We start from the raw sequence: 20,916 nt of genomic DNA on the forward strand, positions 1-20,916 counted from the left end.
GGGGTATGGATATCGAGATACTGATTACTTCTTCTTAAAGATAAAAGCGGCTTTCCCCGGAAAGCCGCGATGAACCTATTTTTTTGCTTATGATAAATATGGTACCAACCTTGTACACCCAGTTCTTCCAGAGCTTGTCGGGGAAAACTTACTCTATCTTGAAGACGAAAATGGCGATCGCTTAATCGAAGCTTTATTGTATCAAGCGCAATCCGGTGGCGGATTTCATCAGTACCTGTGGCAAAAGCCATCTACGGGTGAAGTCGTCCCTAAGCTTAGTTACGCTGCATGGCTCGATAAGTGGGAATGGATGATAGGGACTGGGCTGTATATTGAGGATGTCAGCCGAGAAGTCGCCAATATGCGCGCGGCAGTGAACAAAAATATCGAAACGACATTTTTCTCAGTCGTCGTGATCTTAGCGGTGACCGTTGCTGTAATCATTGTTCTCACTTTGGCGATCAATCTGCACGAGCATCGCCTCGCTGATAAGAACCTGAAAGAATTGGCACATAAAACCGTGATGTTCCAAGAAGATGAGAAAAAGCATTTAGCGCGAGAACTGCATGATGGAATCAATCAGTTGTTAGTCTCCAGTAAATGTCATTTAGACTTAATGAGTCATAGACTGGAAGACGAAAAACTCAAATCCCACTTAGATAAATCACAACGATCGCTCGTCACCGCGATAAATGAGGTGCGGCATATTTCTCATCAGCTCCGTCCAAGCGCCCTCGATGATATCGGTTTAGAAGCAGCACTGACGACCTTGCTACAGGATTTTCATTCCCATTCCGGGATTGATATCGAGAGCAATTTCGATACTCAGCAGCACAAACTGACTTCGGAAGTCGCAACGACGCTATATCGCGTCGCTCAGGAGTCTTTGAATAACATTGAAAAACATGCGCGAGCGAAAAAAGTAACGGTTACTTTGCAAAAAATGGGCAATATGCTGCAATTACTCATACGTGATGATGGCGTTGGGTTTGTGGTTAACCAAGCAGTGCACCAACAAGGGATTGGGTTAAGGAATATGCAAGAGCGTGTAGAGTTCATCGGTGGTGAATTTGAGCTAATGAGTGAGCTTGGCTTGGGAACAGAGATTACCGTGCTGCTTAATTTGGATGAAATAGTTTATGGATAAACCGATTAGTGTAGTGATTGTCGATGATCATCAAGTGGTGTTGGATGGCTTCATGGCTCGTTTGGAGTTAGAGCCTGACATCGAAGTGGTGGGTACAGCAAGTAATGGTTTGGAAGCGATAGAGGTCGCAAAGCACTTGCAACCGGATGTCATATTGATGGATATCAGCATGCCTATAATGAACGGTATTGAAGCGACTGGTGTAATTAAAGAAGCGCGCCCAGAGAGCAAAATACTTATGTTGACCATGCACGATAATCGCGAGTACATCATGAAGGTCATGCAAGCTGGTGCCGTAGGATATATGCTCAAGGAAATCTCGGCCGAGAAAATGGTGCAAGCAATAAAAACGGTGAACCAAGGCTCGACGTATTTCTGTGAATCCGTCACACAAACACTCTTTACCCAAGAAGTGGTGCCTGCCACGCAAAAAACGAATCCTCTCAGCCGCAGGGAAGAAGCGGTACTTAAATTAGTTGCTCAAGGAAACAGCAGCAAAAAAATCGCCACTTTACTCAATATTAGTTATCGAACGGTAGAGACGCATCGCCATAACATTAAGCACAAGTTGGACTTACATTCGACGGCAGAGTTAGCAAAATATGCGTTTGAAACTGGCTTGACTGAGTAGGAGAGTAGTGCCCGCAAAAAGCGAGCACGTGGGAGCGAAACTAATCGGCTTTGGTAATGCTACCAAGCTCTAGCATTGGAGCAACATCGATGTCCTCTGCATTCATCATCGTCGAGATGCGTTGAACGGAAGATAGTAGAAGGGATTGCTCCCATTCTTCCAATTTTTGGAATCGATTAATGAAGTGCTCTTGCAGCGGCGTTGGTGCTTGTTTTAAGGCTTCTTGGCCCTTGCTCGTAAGTACAGCATGCACTTTACGCTTGTCTTGAACACTGCGCTGACGCTCAACAAACTGGCCTCGTTCTAGTCTATCTAGAATGGTCGTTGCGGTCGCTTGGCTCATGTTAGTGTGGCTAGACAACTGTTTAATCGTCACGTTATCTAAGTCATTGATAGCGCGCATCAAAATCAACTGTGGAGCAGTCAATCCAGACTCTTTGCTCAGCTTTTTAGAATGTAAATCAATAGCGCGGATGATCTGACGAATCGAGACCAATACTTCTTCGTACTTTTCCAATTTATTCATCCAGTCTGTAGGGAACATTTATCGAGGCGACACTAACTTAAATGCGCCCTTATTTAAAGGGGGGAAATCAAAAATTACCCCTACAATTTTACGCCGTGTCCTCAATACCATTTTGTCGCGCCTTTTCGACAAAATAAGAAGAGCTAAAATTATTATAGCAATAAATGTTTGTGGTCTAACTATTGTAGTAGTGATTTGTTCTATCAAAGGCCGTAACCACACAGTGAAAAGTAAGTTATTGGATTTTTTAATAGCAAAAAGATAGACAAAAACGTGTCAAATGATAGGATCTTGCGCCTTCACGGAATGCAAAACGTATCGTGTTCGAAAGATTTTTTTGTTTGGTACGTAAAAACACTACAAAAATAGAGAGGAACGATGACAAAGGGTATAGATAAGTACAGTATCGATAGTACCGACTATACGGTAGGTCAGGACAACGTTCAAAAATGGGGTTTTGATGTTCATAACCCAGTTTTTGGTATTAGTGCAGGTTTAATTGCGCTGTTTCTTGTCGCTGCATTAGTTCTAGATGCACATACCGCAAAGACGGCACTTGATGGGCTGAAGTGGAAAATTATTGGTTCATTCGATTGGTTGTTCATTATTGCAGGTAACATTTTCGTTATTTTCTGTTTGGCGCTTATCGTCTCACCAATGGGTAAGATTCGACTAGGTGGTAAAGACGCTGTTGCCGATTACTCGTTTATGTCATGGCTTGCAATGCTATTTGCAGCTGGTATGGGTATCGGTTTAATGTTCTGGAGTGTTGCAGAACCTGTCGCTTACTTCACCGGTTGGTATGAAACGCCACTTGGTGTTGAGGCAAATACACCAGAAGCCGCGAGATTGGCACTGGGTGCAACGATGTTCCACTGGGGCCTTCACCCATGGGCAATTTACGGTGTTGTAGCACTTTCTTTAGCATTCTTTGCCTACAACAAAGGTTTACCGCTATCTATGCGTTCGATCTTCTACCCACTTCTGGGTGATCGTGCATGGGGTTGGGCTGGCCACATTGTGGACATTCTGGCTGTGCTTGCGACTTTATTTGGTCTTGCTACATCCCTAGGTCTAGGTGCGCAGCAAGCAGCAAGTGGTATTCATCACGTATTTGGTGTTGAGCCAGGCCTAGGTCTGCAAATCGTCGTTATTACCGTGGTGACTTTACTTGCTGTTGTTTCAGTCGTACGCGGCATCGATGGTGGTGTTAAAGTCATTAGTAACATCAACATGGTTGTGGCGTTCTTGCTACTTCTCCTTGTTGGTCTTATCGGTTGGGCGGCGAGCCTAGGTTCGATTCCAACCACACTTATGGCATATGTAGAGAATATCATCCCACTAAGTAACCCGTTTGGTCGTACGGACGAAGCTTGGTTCCAAGGCTGGACAGTGTTCTACTGGGCTTGGTGGATTTCATGGTCGCCATTCGTAGGCATGTTCATCGCGCGTGTTTCTCGTGGTCGTACCGTTCGCGAGTTCATCACAGCAGTTCTACTGGTTCCAACTGCGGTTACCGTTGTTTGGATGTCTGTATTTGGTGGCCTGGCGATCGAGCAAGTTGTTGATAAAGTAGGTGAGCTGGGCACAAATGGCTTGACTGACGTATCACTTGCTATGTTCCAAATGTTTGATGTTCTTCCATTTGGTAGCATGCTTTCTATCATCGCTGTTGTGTTGGTACTTGTGTTCTTCATTACGTCTTCTGACTCTGGTTCACTTGTTATCGACAGTATCACGGCAGGTGGTAAAGTCGATGCACCTGTACTTCAACGTGTCTTCTGGGCATTCATGGAAGGTGCAATTGCGGTTGCTCTGCTATGGATTGGTGGCTCCGAGGCGGTTCAAGCTCTTCAGGCTGGTGCCATTTCTACAGCACTGCCATTTACCTTCATTCTGCTTGCAATGTGTGTGAGCTTATTGATGGGTATGCGAACTGAGCGTCAGTAATTCGGCATTTTATAAAACCGTTTGACTAACAATCAATCAAAAGGCCAGCAATTTGCTGGCTTTTTTTGTGCGGTTTTTATGACGCTCGAGACAAAAAAATGACACATGAAAGTTCATATTTTACAAAGAGTTAATGTGCTATTTTGTTTTTTAAAAATTAGTGAATAGTCGTAAAAAAGTGTGTAATATTCATGCACCTTAACTGTTCTCCCAACTCAAAAAACTATAAATATGAAATTATCATTAAAACAAAAGCTTATAGGCGCAAGCCTTTCTGCTGTTGTTGTGATGGCAACAGCACTTACTTGGTTGTCGGCTGGTCAATTATTTGATCAGACTCGTTCAGGTGTCTATTCACGTGCGCAAAGTCTTAGTACTACTGCGTCAGAGGGAATTTCTGATTGGGTCAATATCCGTAAAGATATTGCCACTGCGTTCAACGACTACTCGACCGAGCAAGACGTTGTTCCTTTCCTACAACAAGCTCGCAAGGCTGGTGGCTTCGATGACATCTTCCTTGGTACACCAAACGGTGATATGTACCGCTCTCATCCGGAGCGTAACCGTGCTGATTATGACCCTCGCACACGTCCTTGGTACAAGGATGCTGATGCCGCGGGTAAGCAAATCATCACAGCCGCATATCAAGACGCAATCACGAATGCACTACTTGTGACCATTGCTGAGCCAGTAATGAAAAATGGTCAGTTTGTTGGTGTTGTTGGTGCGGACGTACTGATCGATCAGCTTATCAGCGATGTGATTAACTTAGATGCAGGTGAAAACGCGCATGCGATGCTAATCGACATGAATGAAGGCACCTTCTTAGCGCATCCAGATAAAAGCTTGACGCTTAAGCCTATCACCAGTGTTCTAAAAGATTTTTCAGAAGAGGCAATTGAGCGCGCCGCCGATGAAGGTCGTATCGAAGATACGGTAATCAAAGGAAAAGAGAAGCTTTACTACTTCAATAAAGTTCCTGGTACGCATTGGATGTTTGCGATTGAAATGGATCGCGCAACAGAAGAAGCAGGTCATGCGGTATTGCTACGAGATCTATTGTTTACTGCTGTGGCGATCACGATTGTGGTTATTCTTGCAGTTTCTTGGCTAGTTGGTTTCTTGTTCCGTGACTTGAACCGCGTATCAAATGCACTGGAAGAAATTGCATCTGGTGAAGGTGACTTAACGCAACGCCTAGAACCACGCAGTGATGATGAAGTAGGTAAACTGGCGGAAAACTTCAACCGTTTTGTTGGCAACATGCACACAATGGTTACTAAGCTTAGCCACGTATCTTCTGCGCTTTCAGAGCAAGCACGCACGACAGCACAGCAAGCTGAGGAGCGTAGTCAGCGTATCTCTTACCAGCAAGATGAAATCAACATGGTGGCGACGGCCGTGAACGAAATGGCAGCAGCGACACAAGAAATTGCAGGTAATGCTGATAGCACGGCAAGTAACTCAGAAGAAGCGGTTCAAGCTTGTTCACACGGTTCAAGCCAAGTAACTCAAACGCAAGGCTCTATTCAGAACTTAGCGCAAGAAGTTCAAGTTGCTACTGATGTGATTCAAGAGCTAGAAGCACACGGAAATAGCATCAATACGATTCTATCAACGATTCAAGGCATTGCAGAGCAAACGAACCTACTTGCACTTAACGCGGCGATCGAAGCGGCACGTGCAGGTGAGCAAGGCCGTGGTTTTGCTGTGGTTGCAGATGAAGTCCGCGTATTGAGCCAACGTACTCATGCTTCAACGCAAGAGATTCAAGAAACTATCGAGATGCTACAAGGCACAACGGCCAAAGCGGTCGGTATTATGGGTGACAGTCGTCGTCTAGCTGATACCAGTGTTGATGATGCCAATGCGGCTGCAGCGAGCTTGACGCAAATCCACACTGCTGTTGAGCGTATCAGTGATATGGCAACGCAGATTGCTTCAGCAGCAGAAGAGCAAGCATCGGTAACCACTGAGATCACTCGTAACACTGAAGGTATTCGTGACGTGTCTAACGAGTTGTCAGTCGAAGCTCATCAAGCAGCAGAACAAGCTGCTCACCTGTCTGAGCTATCACACGAACTTGAACAAGAGATTCAACGCTTTAAGCTGTAATCTTGTCTCAAGCTAAGTAAAAAGGAGCCATCTGGCTCCTTTTCTGATCGCTATTAAGCGTGAAGTATATTACAGCCAGAACTCACTGATGGGTTGCTCTTCACTGTAATGATGGGCGATTTGCGCTTGCAGTAGCTCTGCGGTAGCAATTGCATCGGTTAATGCATGGTGAGGCGTATAGTCTGGCAGCCCATAACGGCGTCGAGATTGCGCTAGCCGAACCGATTCTGGTTTTTTCCCTTTTAAACGCTCCCAGAGAGAGCCTGAACGTTTCTGTTGAATCGTTTCTTCAAGGTGCAGCGTATCTAAAGCAGGAAACTCAATACCTTCCCCTAAACGGCTTTTGAGCGCTTTATCCAGAAACTCTCTCTCGATACGACGGTAATGAACAACAATGATTTTCCCGCTTAAGCATGGTAGCAGCTCGCTTAAGATATCGCCTAAGTCAGGCGCATCGATCAATTCGCTGTGAGTAATACCGTGTATAATGACTGAGTCTTCATCGAGTGCACGCTGTGGACGTACCTTCCAATGACGCGAGTTACGTAGGAAAATTCGCTTCAGGTTAAACGGCACTAAACCAATAGTAATGATGTCATGTTTTTCAGGATTCAAACCCGTCGTTTCGAAATCTAACGCCACGAACTCCACCTCAGATAACGGTGTTTCTGGAGCAGGCGGCTTGTTGCTATAAAACGCAATTAAATTCTCATCCTTCGCCATCTCCAGCTTTTGTTCAAACTTCGTTGGCCACTGAATGGTTGGCTTCTGAAAGAGCTTTTTAATCATGCTAAACCTCACTTAAAGCTCTTGTTCGCTTGGTAGCGGAACTTAAGGAAATTTTGACCATTGCTTAGGATCTGGAATGCATCCTTTAGGTTGCGACGTTCAAACTCAGAGAGGTTTTCCGGTTCGATATTGTTATCAGGATCAATGCCTAGTTCCACATCCGTCGCTTGGTGACGAATACGCACCATGGAAATAAACTCTAACGCGTCTTTTAAGTCTTGTGCTCGACCTTTTGGCAAAATGCCAGCATCAATAATGTCGTCAAGACGCTCAAACGAGTTCTGTGCACGTGAACCAACCGCCAGAGAGTGAACGCGAATTAAGTCGACCAGAGGAGCAGTACCGCGACGTTTGAGGTTGATGGAGTTGTTGTGTCTGCCATCTTTTTCCATCACGAAGTCTTTAAAAAAGCCTAGAGGTGGTGTTCTGTTTAGTGCGTTACGAGCCAAACACGCTAAGAAGCGGTTGTTCTTTCGAGCGCGACGAACAATAAAGCTAGTTAACTGTTCTGCCCATTTTAAGCGGCCATAGACGCCATCCAAGTCGAAAAAGATGGAGGCGTTGAGTAGTGCTTTCGGGTTCGGGTTATCAATCCAGTCAGCAAAACACTCTTCCCACTCTGAACGAGTCATGCGCCATAGTGGGTTGGTTGCCATAATATCGCCTGTGCAATATTTGTAGCCACAGGCATCTAAACCATCGCTGACGTATTTTGCTAGGGCTTCGAAGTATTTACTATGTTTCTCTTCTTGATAGGTCTCATCTAGAATGATGGCGTTATCTTGGTCAGTTACCAACAGTTGCTCATCTCGCCCCATTGAGCCAAGTGCAAGGAAACAATAAGGAATTGGCGGTGGGCCAAGCTCTTCTTCTGCCATTTCTAGCAGACGCTGTTTGAAGCTTCGGCCAATGACCGACATCGCGCTACCCACCATGTGAGAGTTGGCATCTTCATTGACCAAACGCACGAAGCTGCTTTTCACTTCTTCGGCAACAACGGCTAAATCTTCGATAGTCTGTTGTTGGAAAATACTACTCACCAACAACAACGAATTCTGAGATTCATAACGAACAATGTCGGTTGTTTCGATAATACCGATTGGTAATTGGTTTTTTACCACTGGTAGGTGATGTACGTTGTAACGCAGCATCGTTAACATTGCTTCATAGATGTAAGCGTTGTGGTCAAGTGACATGACCTCCGTGGTCATCACACTGGACACATCGTCCTGTGGGGACAAACCTTCAGCTAACACACGGGTACACAAGTCGCGGTCAGTAATGATACCAAGTACTGGGGACTGTGGATCGTCTTCGTCACGAACGAAATCTGGGTCGACGATAAGTAAAGCCGATACGTTGTCATTCGCCATTTGCTGCGCGGCTTGCTGGATTGTCTGACCACGATCAATCGTATGAGCATCGCCAGTTAGCAAGGTTTTCACTTTCGACGTCGTCAGGTCATTGGCGTCTTTGTTTTCTGAAATGGCTTGGCGTAAACGAGCGCTATTTTCAACTTCAACAAAATCCGCAAAGGAATCAAAGTTATCGTAAATTTCTTGGAAAATGTCACCAGGAATACAGTAGAGCAGGGTATCCTCAATGGCTTTTACCGGAAAGCGGACTTTGTTATTGGTGAGCATGCCCATCTGGCCAAATAGGTCACCCTCGTCAAGGCGGTTATACAGCTCACCTTTGCGTCGATAAACTTCAACAACACCGCTTCGCACCACGTATAAATCTTGGATATAGTCTCCAAAATGGATGATGGGGGTATCTTCTCGGTAGTACGAGATTTCGACACTCTCTGTCACCTTGTTTAGTGTTTCTTCAGGGAGTTCATTGAACGGGGGATACTTGGCGAGAAAGTTGTAAATCTCGAGAAGTTCTGCATCCATCGAAGGCGCCTTTTAGTTCGCAAATAATAAAGTAATCTTAACTTAGTTTTAAAACAGAGTCTTATCTGAACCGCGATTTTCGTGCTCAGTCATAAGATTCTGACATATCGCACGATAAGGGAGCTTCATTTTTACTACTATATGGTCACCTCAATTGAAAAAGACGTCGTCGATATGTTTTCTTCGTGATGACTGATTAGATCTTTGGCTGTTTCAGATCGTTATCACGTCTTTAGATTAAGCTATTCTTCTTGAGCCAAGTAGCTCAGGCGATGGAATACAGTGTTTAGATAATTCTCATGAAAGGAAGTCGAATGGTGAGAAATTTATTGCTTGTTTCTTTAGCTGCTTTGCCGGCGATATCAAGCGCAGCGGTCATGGACCAAGCAGAAAAATTTGGGTACGAACACATTCATTTGGATGTTGGTGCCGGAACGACAAACGAAGAATGGTTAGATAACTCTAATGCGACCACAGTTGGACTCGGTGGTAACTATTTGTTTACTGAGAACTGGTTGTTTAATGTTGATTACTCAGCGCAGTTTTTCCATCCGGATGATTTTACTCTTCGCATTGACCGCCTTTTGTTTGGTGGTGGTTACCGTTATGGAGTTACAGAGCAATTCGATATCTACGGGATATATGGAATAGGCGCAATCAAAGCGAAAGCGACGGATGACAAAACGGATAATACGTTGTCTTCCGATAGCGAATTGATTCAAGCTGTAACTGTTGGGGTGAATTACTTGCTCAGTGAAAAGCTTATTGCGACAGCTGAAGTGGAGTTGAACCGAAGTGATATCGTTGATGAGAACAATTTTAAGATCGGTTTTAACTACCAATGGCATAAAGTCATCGGCACTGGTCTTTTTTATCAGTTTAGAGATACTGATTACAGCGGTGAAAGCTCAGATTACGTCAATGAAGTTGGGCTGAGTTTGAAGTTTGTCTACTAGATCGGACGGGTTCGTTTTTGGCGTTAAGTTAAAACAAAAAAGGTCAGCTTATGCTGACCTTTCCTTTTAATAAAGTATGCGACAGTCGATTATAAAACCGCTGCAATGCCTTTACACAGAGGGCCCATATTTGACTTCGTCATACCAGCAACACTGATTCGGCCAGAACCGACAATGTAAATACCGAACTCTTCTTTAAGGCGGTTAACTTGCTCTTTAGAAAGACCAGAGAAAGAGAACATACCATTTTGACGTTCGATGAAACTAAAGTCTGCGTCCACACCCTCTGCTTTTAGTGTCGCTACAAATAGTTCACGCATTTCTTGAATGCGGTCACGCATTTCTGCTACTTCAGCTTCCCATTCCGCACGCATTTCGGCGTTGCCAAGAATGTGAGTCACGACAGCGCTGCCGTGTGCAGGTGGGTTAGAGTAGATAGAGCGAATAATGGCTTTAACTTGAGAGAATGCGGTTGTTGCGACTTCTTCTGACTCAGCTACTAACGTGAAGGCACCTACGCGTTCATTGTATAGGCCAAAGTTTTTCGAGAAAGAGCTCGCGACTAGGATTTCTTTGTTGTACTTAGCAAAAGTACGAAGACCTGCTGCATCTTCTTCCACACCTTTAGCAAAGCCTTGGTAGGCGAAGTCGAACAGAGGAAGCAATTTCTTCTCTGCGACAAGTTTCGCCAATGTTTCCCATTCTTCAGCTGTAGGATCGATCCCTGTAGGGTTGTGACAGCAGCCGTGTAGAAGCACGATGTCGCCTTCAGATGCAGATTGCAGATCGTTTAGCATCGCATCGAAGTCTTTGTCTTTTGTTTCAGCATTGTAGTAGCTGTATTGTGCCGTTTCGATACCAGCAGCAGTAAATACGCCGTTGTGGTTCGCCCATGTTGGGTTGCTGATCCAGATCTTTACATCGCCTAGTTGACGTTTAATGAACTCGCCGGCAACACGTAGTGCACCAGTACCACCCGGAGCTTGAGCTGTTTTAGCACGTTTTTCGTTTACAATTTCTGCATCAGAGCCGAAAAGCAATTTTTGCACTGCAATGCCGTACTCTGCTGTGCCTTCGATGGTTAGGTAAGATTTGGTTTTTTCAGTTTCAACAAGTGCTGCTTCAGCTTTCTTTACTGTCGCAAGAACGGGAGTTTCGCCTTGCTCGTTTTTGTAAATACCTACGCCAAGGTTAATTTTGTCTGCGCGAGCATCTTTTTTAAACTCTTCAGTAAGGCCAAGAATAGGGTCAGCCGGAGCGGCAACTACTTTTTCAAACATAATCTTCATCCATGTTAATCGAAGGGGTGTGCTAACATTTATACCTTTCAGCAATATTGGTTACAACCGTTACTGAAAAGAAAACCTAAAAAAGTTGCGATTTGAAACAGAATTCTAACATAACTAAAGTTTTTGCCATGAAAACGTTTGGTAGGCACAGAGTTTGAAGGGCATTTATGCCATGGTTGGAGAAGTTTTGCACACATCCCAATCGTTTCAATTCAGTGCTTTGCGTTAACGCGTTTATAGTTGTCTAGTGAGGATTTGTTGAGACAAAAACGCCCCACCAAAGGTGGAGCGTTTACTGTTAGAAGTATGGATATCGGTTGGGGTTATTTCTTCAGATTGATTTCCGACTCAACCGCATTGGTTTCGATGTCAGGGTTAGAAGAAAGTTTTTCAGTCGCCCAGTCGTTCATATGCTTTAAGATCGCTTTTAATGCGTGTTTTTCGGTTGGTACTTCTGTCTTTTCAACTTCAAGTTTTTGCTTCGGATGCGTACCCGTCGCATCTTCTGCAACGTGTAACCAATCTGGATGCCAGTAATAAGGTTGGCCGGAAGGAGAGCTCCAAGAATGTACGCCGTTGGATTCACCTTTGTATTTAATATCTTCTTCGTTGTATTTCGCCATTATTGTTTTCTCTCATAATCCATGAGTTGAGGTGTGCATCACCATTACTATTTAAATGTAACAGATGTAATGAAAATTAATGTGATAACAATCGACTTATTTTGCCCTTTGAACGCTATAGAAGATGCGTACTTCTCATTCAGAAGAATTTACTATTTGGCAGGTTTTAGCTTTATTTGTGTTTAAAGCATACAACGATGGATTCGCCTACCTAATGCTATTCTTGAACGGTGATAGAGCCTAAACTACTCGTCATTCAAGTGTTTGAGAATCGCCGCTTTTGCATGCTCTTCTGTAGCTGTTTCTCCATCAGGGACTTCAAGGTCAGCCTTTTTGTGTTCACCCAAAGCATCTTCAGCGATATGCAGCCAATCAGGATGCCAATAATAAGGGGTGGTACTGCCAGGATGGTCCCAACTATGTACACCTTTATGTTTTCCGCGATACGAGAGATCGTCCATTGTAAAAACTTTCATCGCTTCCTCCTGATTTAAAGACCGTAGCTCGAAGTGAGTTTAACGAACTCAGTCCAACGTAAAACCTTGGCTTTTAGATATTGCAAAGATGTGAGGCAATATGTGTGTAACAGTCAAAGTATGGGATATAAACGCTCACTTCGTGGCTGAAATATCTATTGATAAGCTTGATAAATTACGTTGCTAAATTGAATACTCCCATATCAGAATGCTGGCGCGAAGTATGCTATGGTGCGGCTGTAAGTGAAATGAGGGAAACATGAACCGATACCGTCAACTGGCTGAGCTGTTCAAAACGCAGATTCAGCAAAATACATGGAGAGCAGGGGAAAAGCTGCCATCAGTGCGTGTAACAAGCCGAAACCATTCTGTCAGCGCAGGTACGGTATTACAAGCTTATCAGCTGCTCGAAGCACAAGGTTGGGTCGCAGCGAAACCTCAGTCTGGATACTTTGTGACTGCGGAGTTGGACCGCTTCGAACCGAGTTCTCCAGCCACTTCCGTTTATCGCTCTAGCATCAACGATGAACTTTACGACTACCTCAAAAATCAGGCCTCACCGAATGCGGTGAAGTTTGGCTCCGCGTTTCCGGACCCAGCATTGTTCCCATTAGAAGCGCTAAACCGCAACCTAGCCAGCTCAGGCAGGAAGATGGGGGCAGAGACGTTATTGGATAACTTGCCGCCGGGCTGTGAGTCTCTACGCCGTTTGATTGCTCAACGGTACATCCAACAAGGTATGGTGTTTACCCATGATGATATTGTCGTTACTTCTGGCGCATTAGAAGCGTTGAATTTGAGCCTTCAGGCCGTGACCCAGCCTGGAGATACTGTTGTAGTTGAATCACCGACGTTTTATGGCGCACTTCAAGCGATTGAACGTTTAGGTCTAAAGGCGATAGAAATAACGGTGGATCCGTTAACTGGACATTCAGTGGATCAAATTGAAGCGACTTTTGCCGGCAATGATGTTCGCGCATGTTGGTTAATGACTAACTTTCACAATCCAACAGGAACCTTATTAAGTGACGGGCAGAAGCAACGTATCGTCGAACTGGCTGATAAATACGATGTGTACTTGATCGAAGATGATGTGTATTCAGAGCTTTATTTTTCTGAAAAAAAGCCAAGCTCACTTAAAGCTTTTGATACACAAGAGCGCGTGTTGCATTGTGGATCATTTTCAAAAAGCCTTTGCCCTGGCTATAGGCTGGGCTGGGTGGTAAACAAACGCTTCAATGAGCAACTTCAAAAGCTGCAACTTATCTCGACGTTGTCAGGCAGCGCGCCAATCCAGCAGGGTATCGCGCATTACTTGCAAAACGATAGTTATGATAGCCATCTTAGAAAACTGCGAAAGAATCTTGAGCAGCGGCAATTGGCGTTTATTGAACTGGTTGATAAGTACTTTCCCCAATCGATTCGTTACACGCAACCGGAAGGCGGCTATTTTCTTTGGATAGAACTGCCGAAAACAAAGTGCGGAAAAGCGATTTATCAGAAGTTATTGGAAGCGAACATCACTGTAGCATTTGGTCAGTTGTTTTCTGTCGCTCCAAATTATGAGAACTACCTGAGGCTTAATACATCGTTACCTGTAAATGATGAATTAGAACAAGCCGTGAAGACGGTCGGAGAATTACTTCATTAGCCAACTGTTTACCTGTTTTTTGCTCAAACTGTATCAGTGGACGATACCGAAGCTGTGTTTCAATCATGGGCAGACAACCATTTAGGTTAGGAGCCGTAATGAAAAAGCAGTTGGTAAAGCATGAACTTAGGTTGATGGGTGTTGCTATTTTTAGCGCATTTTTGTTGGTGTTTGCACACTTGATATTGGCGAAATCTTTCTCTCATATGGTTTGGACGGAATACACTGCTGCCGTTATCCCATTTGTGATGTTTGGCTTGTGTGTGGTTGGAGTAAAATACGCAGCGCGAGCAGATGAGGATGACGATGAAAATAACAACTAGAGTGCATACACCGGTTGCTAGAAAATCATTCGTACAAAATAAAAGACCTCCACATGGGAGGTCTTTTTAATTCAATATCACTAAAAAGTGATTAGAAGTTCGCAGAGCGAGGAGTACGTGGGAATGGGATCACGTCACGAACGTTGCCCATACCAGTGACGTAAGATACTAGGCGCTCAAAGCCTAGACCGAAGCCTGCGTGTGGCACTGTACCGTATTTACGTAGGTCGCGGTACCAGCTCATGTGTTCAGGATCGATACCCACTTCACGCATACGTGCATCTAGAATGTCTAGGCGCTCTTCACGCTGAGAACCACCGATGATTTCGCCGATGCCCGGTGCTAGAACGTCCATCGCTGCAACTGTTTTACCGTCATCGTTAGCACGCATGTAGAATGCTTTGATGTCTTTCGGGTAGTTCTTAACGATTACAGGTGCTTTGAAGTGTTCTTCAGCAAGGAAACGCTCGTGCTCAGAAGACATATCGATACCCCATTCAACTGGGAATTCGAACTCACGACCTGAATCAAGAAGGATCTGGATTGCGTCAGTGTAGTCAACTTGCGCGAAGTCAGAAGAAACGAACTGCTCTAGACGAGTGATTGCTTCTTTGTCGATGCGTTGAGCGAAGAACTCAAGGTCATCGCGACACTCTGCAAGGACTGCTTTAAACACGTACTTGAGCATGTCTTCAGCCAGTTTCGCTACATCATCCAGTTCTGCGAACGCAACTTCAGGCTCAACCATCCAGAATTCTGCTAGGTGGCGGCTTGTGTTTGAGTTTTCAGCTCGGAAAGTAGGGCCGAAAGTGTAAACTTTGCTTAGCGCACAAGCGTAAGCTTCTGCGTTTAGCTGACCAGATACGGTTAGGAACGTCTCTTTACCGAAGAAGTCTTCGTTGTAGTCCACTTTACCAGCGTCAGTGCGAGGAAGGTTTTCCATGTCTAGCGTAGATACGCGGAACATTTCACCAGCGCCTTCAGCATCTGAAGCCGTGATCAACGGCGCAGATACCCAGAAGTAACCTTGCTCGTGGTAGAAGCGGTGGATTGCTTGAGATAGGCAGTTACGTACACGTGCTACTGCACCGATTACGTTTGTGCGCGGACGTAGGTGCGCAACTTCACGTAGGTACTCGATTGAGTGACGAGTTTTTGCCATTGGGTAAGTTTCAGCATCTTCAACCCAACCAACCACTTTAACGTCAGTGGCAGCAAGTTCGAAGTCTTGACCCTTTGCAGGAGATTCAACAATCTTACCAGTTACTTCAACAGAGCAGCCAGTCGTTAGCTTTAATACTTCGTCTTCGTAATTATTAAGATTATTTGGGACCACGGCCTGAATCGGGTCGAAACAAGAGCCGTCATATATGGCAAGGAAAGAGATTCCAGCTTTGGAATCACGACGTGAACGGATCCAGCCACGAACAGTCACTTCGCTGTCTACTGCTAGCTGACCTTTCAATACGTCTGATACAGGCGCGTAAGTCATGTTTTCAATATTCTCCATTGAGGTAAAAATTCAACTCAACGCTTACTTAAAGTACTTGTCTAATAACATTTTTGTTCAAAAAACAAGCTAAGCGCTGAGTTGGGTAGCATTTTACAGATTCAACGAGACATATTACCTGTCAATTCGCTCGCATCAACCTTTATATTCGTTTTGATGGGGAGAATCTCTCTATTTATTCACTCTTTTGTGCTCTGAAAGTGTGAATTGGTTTAGTAATTGCTCTAAACGTTCGGATAGATGCTCTAAATCAACACTAATATCACGCGTGTGCGATGCTGATTGCGATGTGTCGTTAGCATGCAGTGTGATCACATCTATTTTAGATTGAATATGCTGACTTACATCAGATGTGGTTTGCGTCTGGTTTTGGATATCTTCTGCATGTCTGAGCACTTGGCGCATTTCGTCAACAACGTTATGCATTGTGGCTGATAGTGCCTCGACATCGACAGAGCGTTGATGAGCAAACTGGCAGACGGTATCAACAGAAGTTAATGACTCTTCACTTCCTTGCTGGAATTGAGAAATGATATGTTCAATATTACCAGTGGCCTCAGCCGTCCTAGAAGCCAGGTTACGCACTTCTTCCGCGACGACCGCAAAACCGCGCCCTTGCTCTCCGGCTCGGGCGGCTTCAATAGCAGCATTCAACGCGAGCAGATTGGTTTGTTCTGCAATACCCTTAATAACCACAAGAATGGACGACACTTCTTCGGTTCTTTGATTTAGAGAGCTGATTTTTTCCCGTACGGTATCAATGTTACTTACTAGTTGTTTGATGTCTTCACTTACATTGTGTGCTTGGCTTGCACTATGAGTGGCGACATCAACGGTGTGATTGACCAAAACAGTAGCGTTGTTAGTCGAGTCCTCAACCGCAGTTTGTTGCTGCAGCATATCGGTGATATTGCTTTGTACTTCGCTGGTCTCTAGCTGTTGGTTATTGGCAGCTTTATCTGTGGACTGCGCGACAGCAGTTAGTTTACTCGCGGAGTCGGCAAGTGAGTGAGAGGTGTCTTGCACACGTTCTAAGCTTTCGGAGACCGTATCCATGAATGAATTGATGGCAGTAGAAAGTTGGCCCACTTCATCCTGTTGGTGATGCATAAGTCGTTGAGATAGATCTTTGCTATGGCTCACATTCGACATGAATTTCGACGTTCTTTGAATTGGTCGTACAATGATTTTCTGAATCAAACTCATCGTTATGATGAAGCCCACAAATGCGATTACGGCCATTATTCCCATCGCAAACATTGCCTGTTTACTGATCATTGAATTGACATGATTCATGTTGTATTCCAAGCGAATCGCGCCCAACACTTCTCCTGCTGGTGCAACGTGGCAAGAAACGCAGTTGGTGCCACGGTAATTTTCGCTCGATTTCATTGGTAGCGCGACTACTAACCCTTTGCCCCAATCGGCTGAGATTGGTTCAATCACCAGTTCACCATTCAACGCTCGTTGATCAATATCATCGACAGGCTGCTGGTTTTGTTGCCCAGGTCCGTAAAGTTTGGTCACAGTATCAGCTCGCAACACGCGAACTGCTTCAATGCCTTCTTGGGCCAGGGCTTTTTGACGTAAGGTCTCTTTTTGCGACATGGTGCCCGTAAGCATCATCATATTTAGGCTATCGAAATAATTACTAGCCTTATCATGGAGTTGTTCACTAAGAACATCATTGATTAAGGTTTTTTGTTGATGGTATTGGTAAGCCGTAGAGGCAGCTAGAACGCAGCTGAAGACAGCAATTAACGCCAGTAAGAGCTTAAAAGTGATAGTTGAGCGCATAAATTTATAAGTGTAATTGGAACGAACTGCACAATATTAATGTGCACAAATGCGCACTGCGAACAACGAAATGAATGATTGTGACCCCACACATGTTGGGGATATGTAATTGTGATGTGAGTGCTGTGTAATCAAATGTTTGGCGCGTGACAGAAATACGGCGCTTTGGTGTGAGTGATAGCAAAGAGGCCGGGAACTAGCGGAAGTTTTTGCTACGCTTGTATGGGGTAACGCTTGTCTCTTGGCAGCGAATTCCTTAGTATTGCCTGTCTTTTTAAAGCCTGAGAATCAAGATGAAAACAGAATTATACAAAGAGTTTATGTTCGAAGCAGCACACCATTTGCCACACGTACCAGAAGGTCACAAGTGTGGTCGTTTGCACGGACACTCTTTCCTTGTTCGTCTTTATGTAGAAGGTGAAGTTGATCCACATACAGGTTGGGTAGTGGATTTTGCAGAGATCAAAGCTGCGTTTAAACCAATTTACAATCGCTTAGACCATTACTACCTAAACGACATTGAAGGGTTAGAGAACCCGACTAGCGAAGTGTTAGCAAAATGGATTTGGCAGCAGCTTAAGCCAAGCTTACCACTGCTAAGTAAAGTAGAAATCAAAGAAACGTGCACAGCGGGTTGTATTTACAAAGGCGAATAAGTCACTTTCTATTGAGCATTAAACAAAGGCAAGCGAGAAGCTTGCCTTTGTTGTATCTGAATGGCCCAATTTTGATTATGCTTCACCAGTTAGCTTAATGGGTGTCGTAGAATCCATTCTTTTTCATTATCACCCAATGTTGTTTCCTCTGTATTAATGAATCCGCACGCATCAAAAAAACTGATAGCGTATTGCTGACTTTGTGGAACAGTGGCGCAAAGAGAGGTGCTTTTAGGGTTAATGGTATACGCATAAAGGAACAGTTTACGCAATGCCTCACTCCCAACCCCTTGACGTTGGAAACGTTGATCAATCATCAAGTACTTAAGCTCCAGTTCGTATCGTTTAGCAAACGGCGCATGTTGGGAGAAACCTTTATCGATAACAAGATAGCCTACTAATAGATCATCAGAATAAATCGTAAAGAACGCCTCTGACTTACTACGTTTTTGATAAGCCATTTCAAACGGTGTAAAAAATCCTTTTTGCTCTTCTTGCACATCCAATTGCATCAAACTTGAAAAATCTTTCAGTTTGGTGGGTTTAATCGCAATCATCGCTCAATCACAAATTGGCGGCATACCTTTATGCCACCACGAGTTTTTATAGAGTATTAGATCTATTTTAAGTAACTAACCGAGTGAAGAAAAGCTAGCAATGAAGAGGGTAATAATAACCTTGGTGAATATAGGCGCCCAATGTTGTGAGTAAGTGAGCACTGTCTGCCGTTTCTACGCCTTCAACAATGACCGTGCAGCGATACGTATTGCCCATAGCAATTAACTGACGCAAGGTTTCTATCTTTTTATCATCAGATTTTAGGCCAATAACAAATTCTCGGTCGATTTTGAGGTAGTCCGGATTCAGCTTGCTGATAAGCGCCACATTATTATTGCCGGTGCCAAAGTCATCAATACTGATTTTACAATCCAGAGCTTTTAGTTTCGCGACATTGTCATAAATCTCAGAGGTATAGTACATCGATGCATTTTCTGTGATTTCGATTGTCAGCAAACGGCAATCCCGATTAGATAGCTCTCTATATAGGATTGAAAAGTTACGCCCTCGCAGCAAAGAAGGACAAACGTTAATGCTGATAGGGATGGGCAACGCTTTTTGTTTGGTGTAGATGGAATCAATCACCAGTAAGGTATGAGTTAGCAGCAATCCATTGCGGATCAGTGTTTCAATAAACCGTTGCGTATTTTTTACCTTAAACCGGGAGAGGGCTTCGTAGTGCACAATCTTTTGTGCCGAAGTGTTATAAATCGGCTCCAGTTTTATTTTGAACTGTCGAATTGCGCACAAGTAAGCCATAAAGGCTTGTAGGGAGCGGTGACGCAGTATAATGAGAAAAAGTAAGCTCAGTATAATGATACTTTGAAACGGCCCAGAGATGTAATACACCTCTTTATAGCCACTATTCTTTACGTGATAATTGAAAAAGCGTTCATTGGTGTTACCAATCTCTAACGACGTTCCGGTATTCGTTGATAGCTTCATACCGGAAAGAAAAAAACGTGAAATATGATTTTCAACATTGTCGGATAAGTTAATGTTTTTAACACGAACCAAAACAGTTGCGTTATTTAAGTCAAATGATTGGGTAGTGTAATTGCTATTGTTACTCCACTCTTCAAACGCTTTTTTGCTGACAGGGACAACGGTTTCTGGAGTGACTAAGCATCGAATATTGAAACGATCTAGCATCATGCTCGACTCCACCAACTTCACATTATCAAATAGTGACTTCAGTTCGCTTTCATTAGCAAAGCAACTCCTGCGGGAAAGGTTCTCTGCAATTTCGAAGGCGTTATCCAGATAATTATGTTTAACGATGCTGTTTATCGCGTAGTAACAGATAGCAAAGAAAATGATCGCAGTGATCAACACAACCCACATTGCTTCTGAATAGATCTTTTTATTACGCAGGCAAATACGAAGCGCTTTGCGAAGACTATTGGTTGTGTATTGATTGATCTTCTGTTGATGTTCGATGCCATTCTGATGGTTATTTTGCATAGTAAAAGGAATGAAGTATCCGGTCCGGTGAATGTTTTCGATAATGTTTTTGTTAGTGGTTAAATGTTCTTCCGTGAGCTTGCGAAATTTCTTTCTTAGAGCGGCCACCGCGTTTTTAAAGCCATTTTCAGGCAGTGTCATTTTGTATTGTTGAGTGATTTTGCTTTCTATTAACCGCTGACTAATCGGCGTATTTAAACTGCCGTATGTGGCGATAGTTGACAGAATGGCGTACTCATTTGGGTTGACAGGAATGGAGTGGTGGAGTGACTGATTGAGCTCTAGAGATATTTCGTTTTCGGACAAGCAAACGCAGATTTGGTTTCCAATTTCAAACCTAATCATGTGTTGATGTGCTCCAAGTTTAATTTTTGGCTACGTTATCAATAAAGCTAGGGAAGAGATGTGATTTTTTACTGAGATATCCATAATATTTGGATATATTCAACGTTTTAGGTTTTTTTTTACTTGTCCTGATAACGTATTCTCCTAGGTTTTTGGGGTATAAAAAAACCCGAGCATAAACTCGGGTTTTGATTGGTATTCAGAAAGTCGTA

17 protein-coding genes and 1 pseudogene are annotated in these 20,916 nt (G+C 43.9%); 8 read left to right on the top strand and 10 right to left on the bottom strand.

The features are described from left to right. Nucleotides 1-76 precede the first annotated feature (76 nt). Together R7035_RS22985 and R7035_RS22990 are read left to right on the top strand one after the other, a co-directional pair. Nucleotides 77-1,147: pseudogene (locus R7035_RS22985) on the top strand (cache domain-containing protein); the annotation flags it as partial. Beyond that, complete coding sequence (locus R7035_RS22990) at nucleotides 1,140-1,778, top strand: response regulator (RefSeq protein WP_005376875.1); 639 nt, start codon at nucleotides 1,140-1,142, stop codon at nucleotides 1,776-1,778. The pseudogene R7035_RS22985 and the gene R7035_RS22990, both read left to right, overlap by 8 nt. 40 nt (nucleotides 1,779-1,818) lie before the next feature. Here the strand turns inward: R7035_RS22990 and R7035_RS22995 are convergent, their stop codons facing one another. Further along, nucleotides 1,819-2,295, bottom strand: a complete 477-nt coding sequence (locus R7035_RS22995) for a MarR family winged helix-turn-helix transcriptional regulator (RefSeq protein WP_005376877.1) — start codon at nucleotides 2,293-2,295, stop codon at nucleotides 1,819-1,821. Nucleotides 2,296-2,682: 387 nt separating this feature from the next. Here R7035_RS22995 and R7035_RS23000 point away from each other — a divergent pair, with 387 nt between their 5' ends. Then, nucleotides 2,683-4,254 (top strand): BCCT family transporter, encoded by a 1,572-nt coding sequence (locus R7035_RS23000; protein WP_005376879.1) that lies wholly within the window; start codon nucleotides 2,683-2,685, stop codon nucleotides 4,252-4,254. Nucleotides 4,255-4,485: 231 nt separating this feature from the next. After that, nucleotides 4,486-6,369, top strand: coding sequence for a methyl-accepting chemotaxis protein (locus R7035_RS23005; RefSeq protein ID WP_005376880.1), 1,884 nt, complete (start codon nucleotides 4,486-4,488; stop codon nucleotides 6,367-6,369). Nucleotides 6,370-6,438: 69 nt separating this feature from the next. Here R7035_RS23005 and R7035_RS23010 read toward each other — a convergent pair whose 3' ends face one another. Beyond that, nucleotides 6,439-7,158, bottom strand: a complete 720-nt coding sequence (locus tag R7035_RS23010) for a 3'-5' exonuclease (protein WP_318146293.1) — start codon at nucleotides 7,156-7,158, stop codon at nucleotides 6,439-6,441. A gap of 8 nt (nucleotides 7,159-7,166) precedes the next feature. After that, complete coding sequence (locus tag R7035_RS23015; protein ID WP_104979487.1) at nucleotides 7,167-9,056, bottom strand: DUF294 nucleotidyltransferase-like domain-containing protein; 1,890 nt, start codon at nucleotides 9,054-9,056, stop codon at nucleotides 7,167-7,169. Between the two features lie 314 nt (nucleotides 9,057-9,370). Here R7035_RS23015 and R7035_RS23020 point away from each other — a divergent pair, with 314 nt between their 5' ends. After that, nucleotides 9,371-10,012, top strand: coding sequence for an outer membrane beta-barrel protein (locus R7035_RS23020; protein ID WP_025767291.1), 642 nt, complete (start codon nucleotides 9,371-9,373; stop codon nucleotides 10,010-10,012). An 89-nt stretch (nucleotides 10,013-10,101) separates the two neighbouring features. Here R7035_RS23020 and R7035_RS23025 read toward each other — a convergent pair whose 3' ends face one another. The 3 genes from R7035_RS23025 to R7035_RS23035 all read right to left on the bottom strand — a co-directional run bounded on the left by R7035_RS23025 (nucleotide 10,102) and on the right by R7035_RS23035 (nucleotide 12,400). Then, complete coding sequence (locus tag R7035_RS23025; RefSeq protein ID WP_017636105.1) at nucleotides 10,102-11,292, bottom strand: amino acid aminotransferase; 1,191 nt, start codon at nucleotides 11,290-11,292, stop codon at nucleotides 10,102-10,104. A gap of 332 nt (nucleotides 11,293-11,624) precedes the next feature. Further along, nucleotides 11,625-11,924 carry a hypothetical protein gene (locus R7035_RS23030; RefSeq protein WP_005376885.1) on the bottom strand — a complete coding sequence of 100 codons (300 nt, stop codon included), beginning with the start codon at nucleotides 11,922-11,924 and terminating at the stop codon, nucleotides 11,625-11,627. Nucleotides 11,925-12,169: 245 nt separating this feature from the next. Beyond that, the gene (locus R7035_RS23035; RefSeq protein ID WP_017636104.1) at nucleotides 12,170-12,400 is read right to left on the bottom strand and encodes a hypothetical protein; all 231 of its coding nucleotides are present in this window, start codon (nucleotides 12,398-12,400) and stop codon (nucleotides 12,170-12,172) included. 259 nt (nucleotides 12,401-12,659) lie between these two features. On the opposite strand from R7035_RS23035, the gene R7035_RS23040 reads away from it, so the two are divergent. Together R7035_RS23040 and R7035_RS23045 are read left to right on the top strand one after the other, a co-directional pair. Then, a complete protein-coding gene (locus R7035_RS23040; RefSeq protein WP_171344301.1) occupies nucleotides 12,660-14,051 on the top strand; it encodes a PLP-dependent aminotransferase family protein in 1,392 nt (463 codons plus the stop codon). Between the two features lie 98 nt (nucleotides 14,052-14,149). After that, on the top strand, nucleotides 14,150-14,374 hold the full coding sequence (locus R7035_RS23045; protein WP_017636102.1) for a hypothetical protein: 225 nt from the start codon (nucleotides 14,150-14,152) through the stop codon (nucleotides 14,372-14,374). Between the two features lie 91 nt (nucleotides 14,375-14,465). On the opposite strand, the gene asnS is transcribed toward R7035_RS23045, so the two are convergent. Beyond that, nucleotides 14,466-15,866 carry an asparagine--tRNA ligase gene (asnS, locus tag R7035_RS23050; protein ID WP_017636101.1) on the bottom strand — a complete coding sequence of 467 codons (1,401 nt, stop codon included), beginning with the start codon at nucleotides 15,864-15,866 and terminating at the stop codon, nucleotides 14,466-14,468. Between the two features lie 189 nt (nucleotides 15,867-16,055). Further along, entirely contained in the window at nucleotides 16,056-17,681 is a 1,626-nt protein-coding gene (locus R7035_RS23055; protein WP_042522778.1) for a methyl-accepting chemotaxis protein, read from the bottom strand. 293 nt (nucleotides 17,682-17,974) lie between these two features. Between R7035_RS23055 and queD the strand changes: the two genes are divergently transcribed. Further along, entirely contained in the window at nucleotides 17,975-18,337 is a 363-nt protein-coding gene (gene queD / locus R7035_RS23060) for a 6-carboxytetrahydropterin synthase QueD (protein WP_005376896.1), read from the top strand. 89 nt (nucleotides 18,338-18,426) lie between these two features. Here the strand turns inward: queD and R7035_RS23065 are convergent, their stop codons facing one another. Together R7035_RS23065 and R7035_RS23070 are read right to left on the bottom strand one after the other, a co-directional pair. Next, nucleotides 18,427-18,894: a GNAT family N-acetyltransferase gene (locus tag R7035_RS23065; protein WP_017636099.1), complete on the bottom strand. Its 468-nt coding sequence runs from the start codon at nucleotides 18,892-18,894 to the stop codon at nucleotides 18,427-18,429. Between the two features lie 94 nt (nucleotides 18,895-18,988). Then, nucleotides 18,989-20,704 (bottom strand): EAL domain-containing protein, encoded by a 1,716-nt coding sequence (locus tag R7035_RS23070; protein WP_262652086.1) that lies wholly within the window; start codon nucleotides 20,702-20,704, stop codon nucleotides 18,989-18,991. Nucleotides 20,705-20,916 lie beyond the last annotated feature (212 nt).

Origin of the sequence: Vibrio sp. 1731 (genome assembly GCF_033339955.1) — a bacterium.
Taxonomy (GTDB): domain Bacteria; phylum Pseudomonadota; class Gammaproteobacteria; order Enterobacterales; family Vibrionaceae; genus Vibrio; species Vibrio alginolyticus.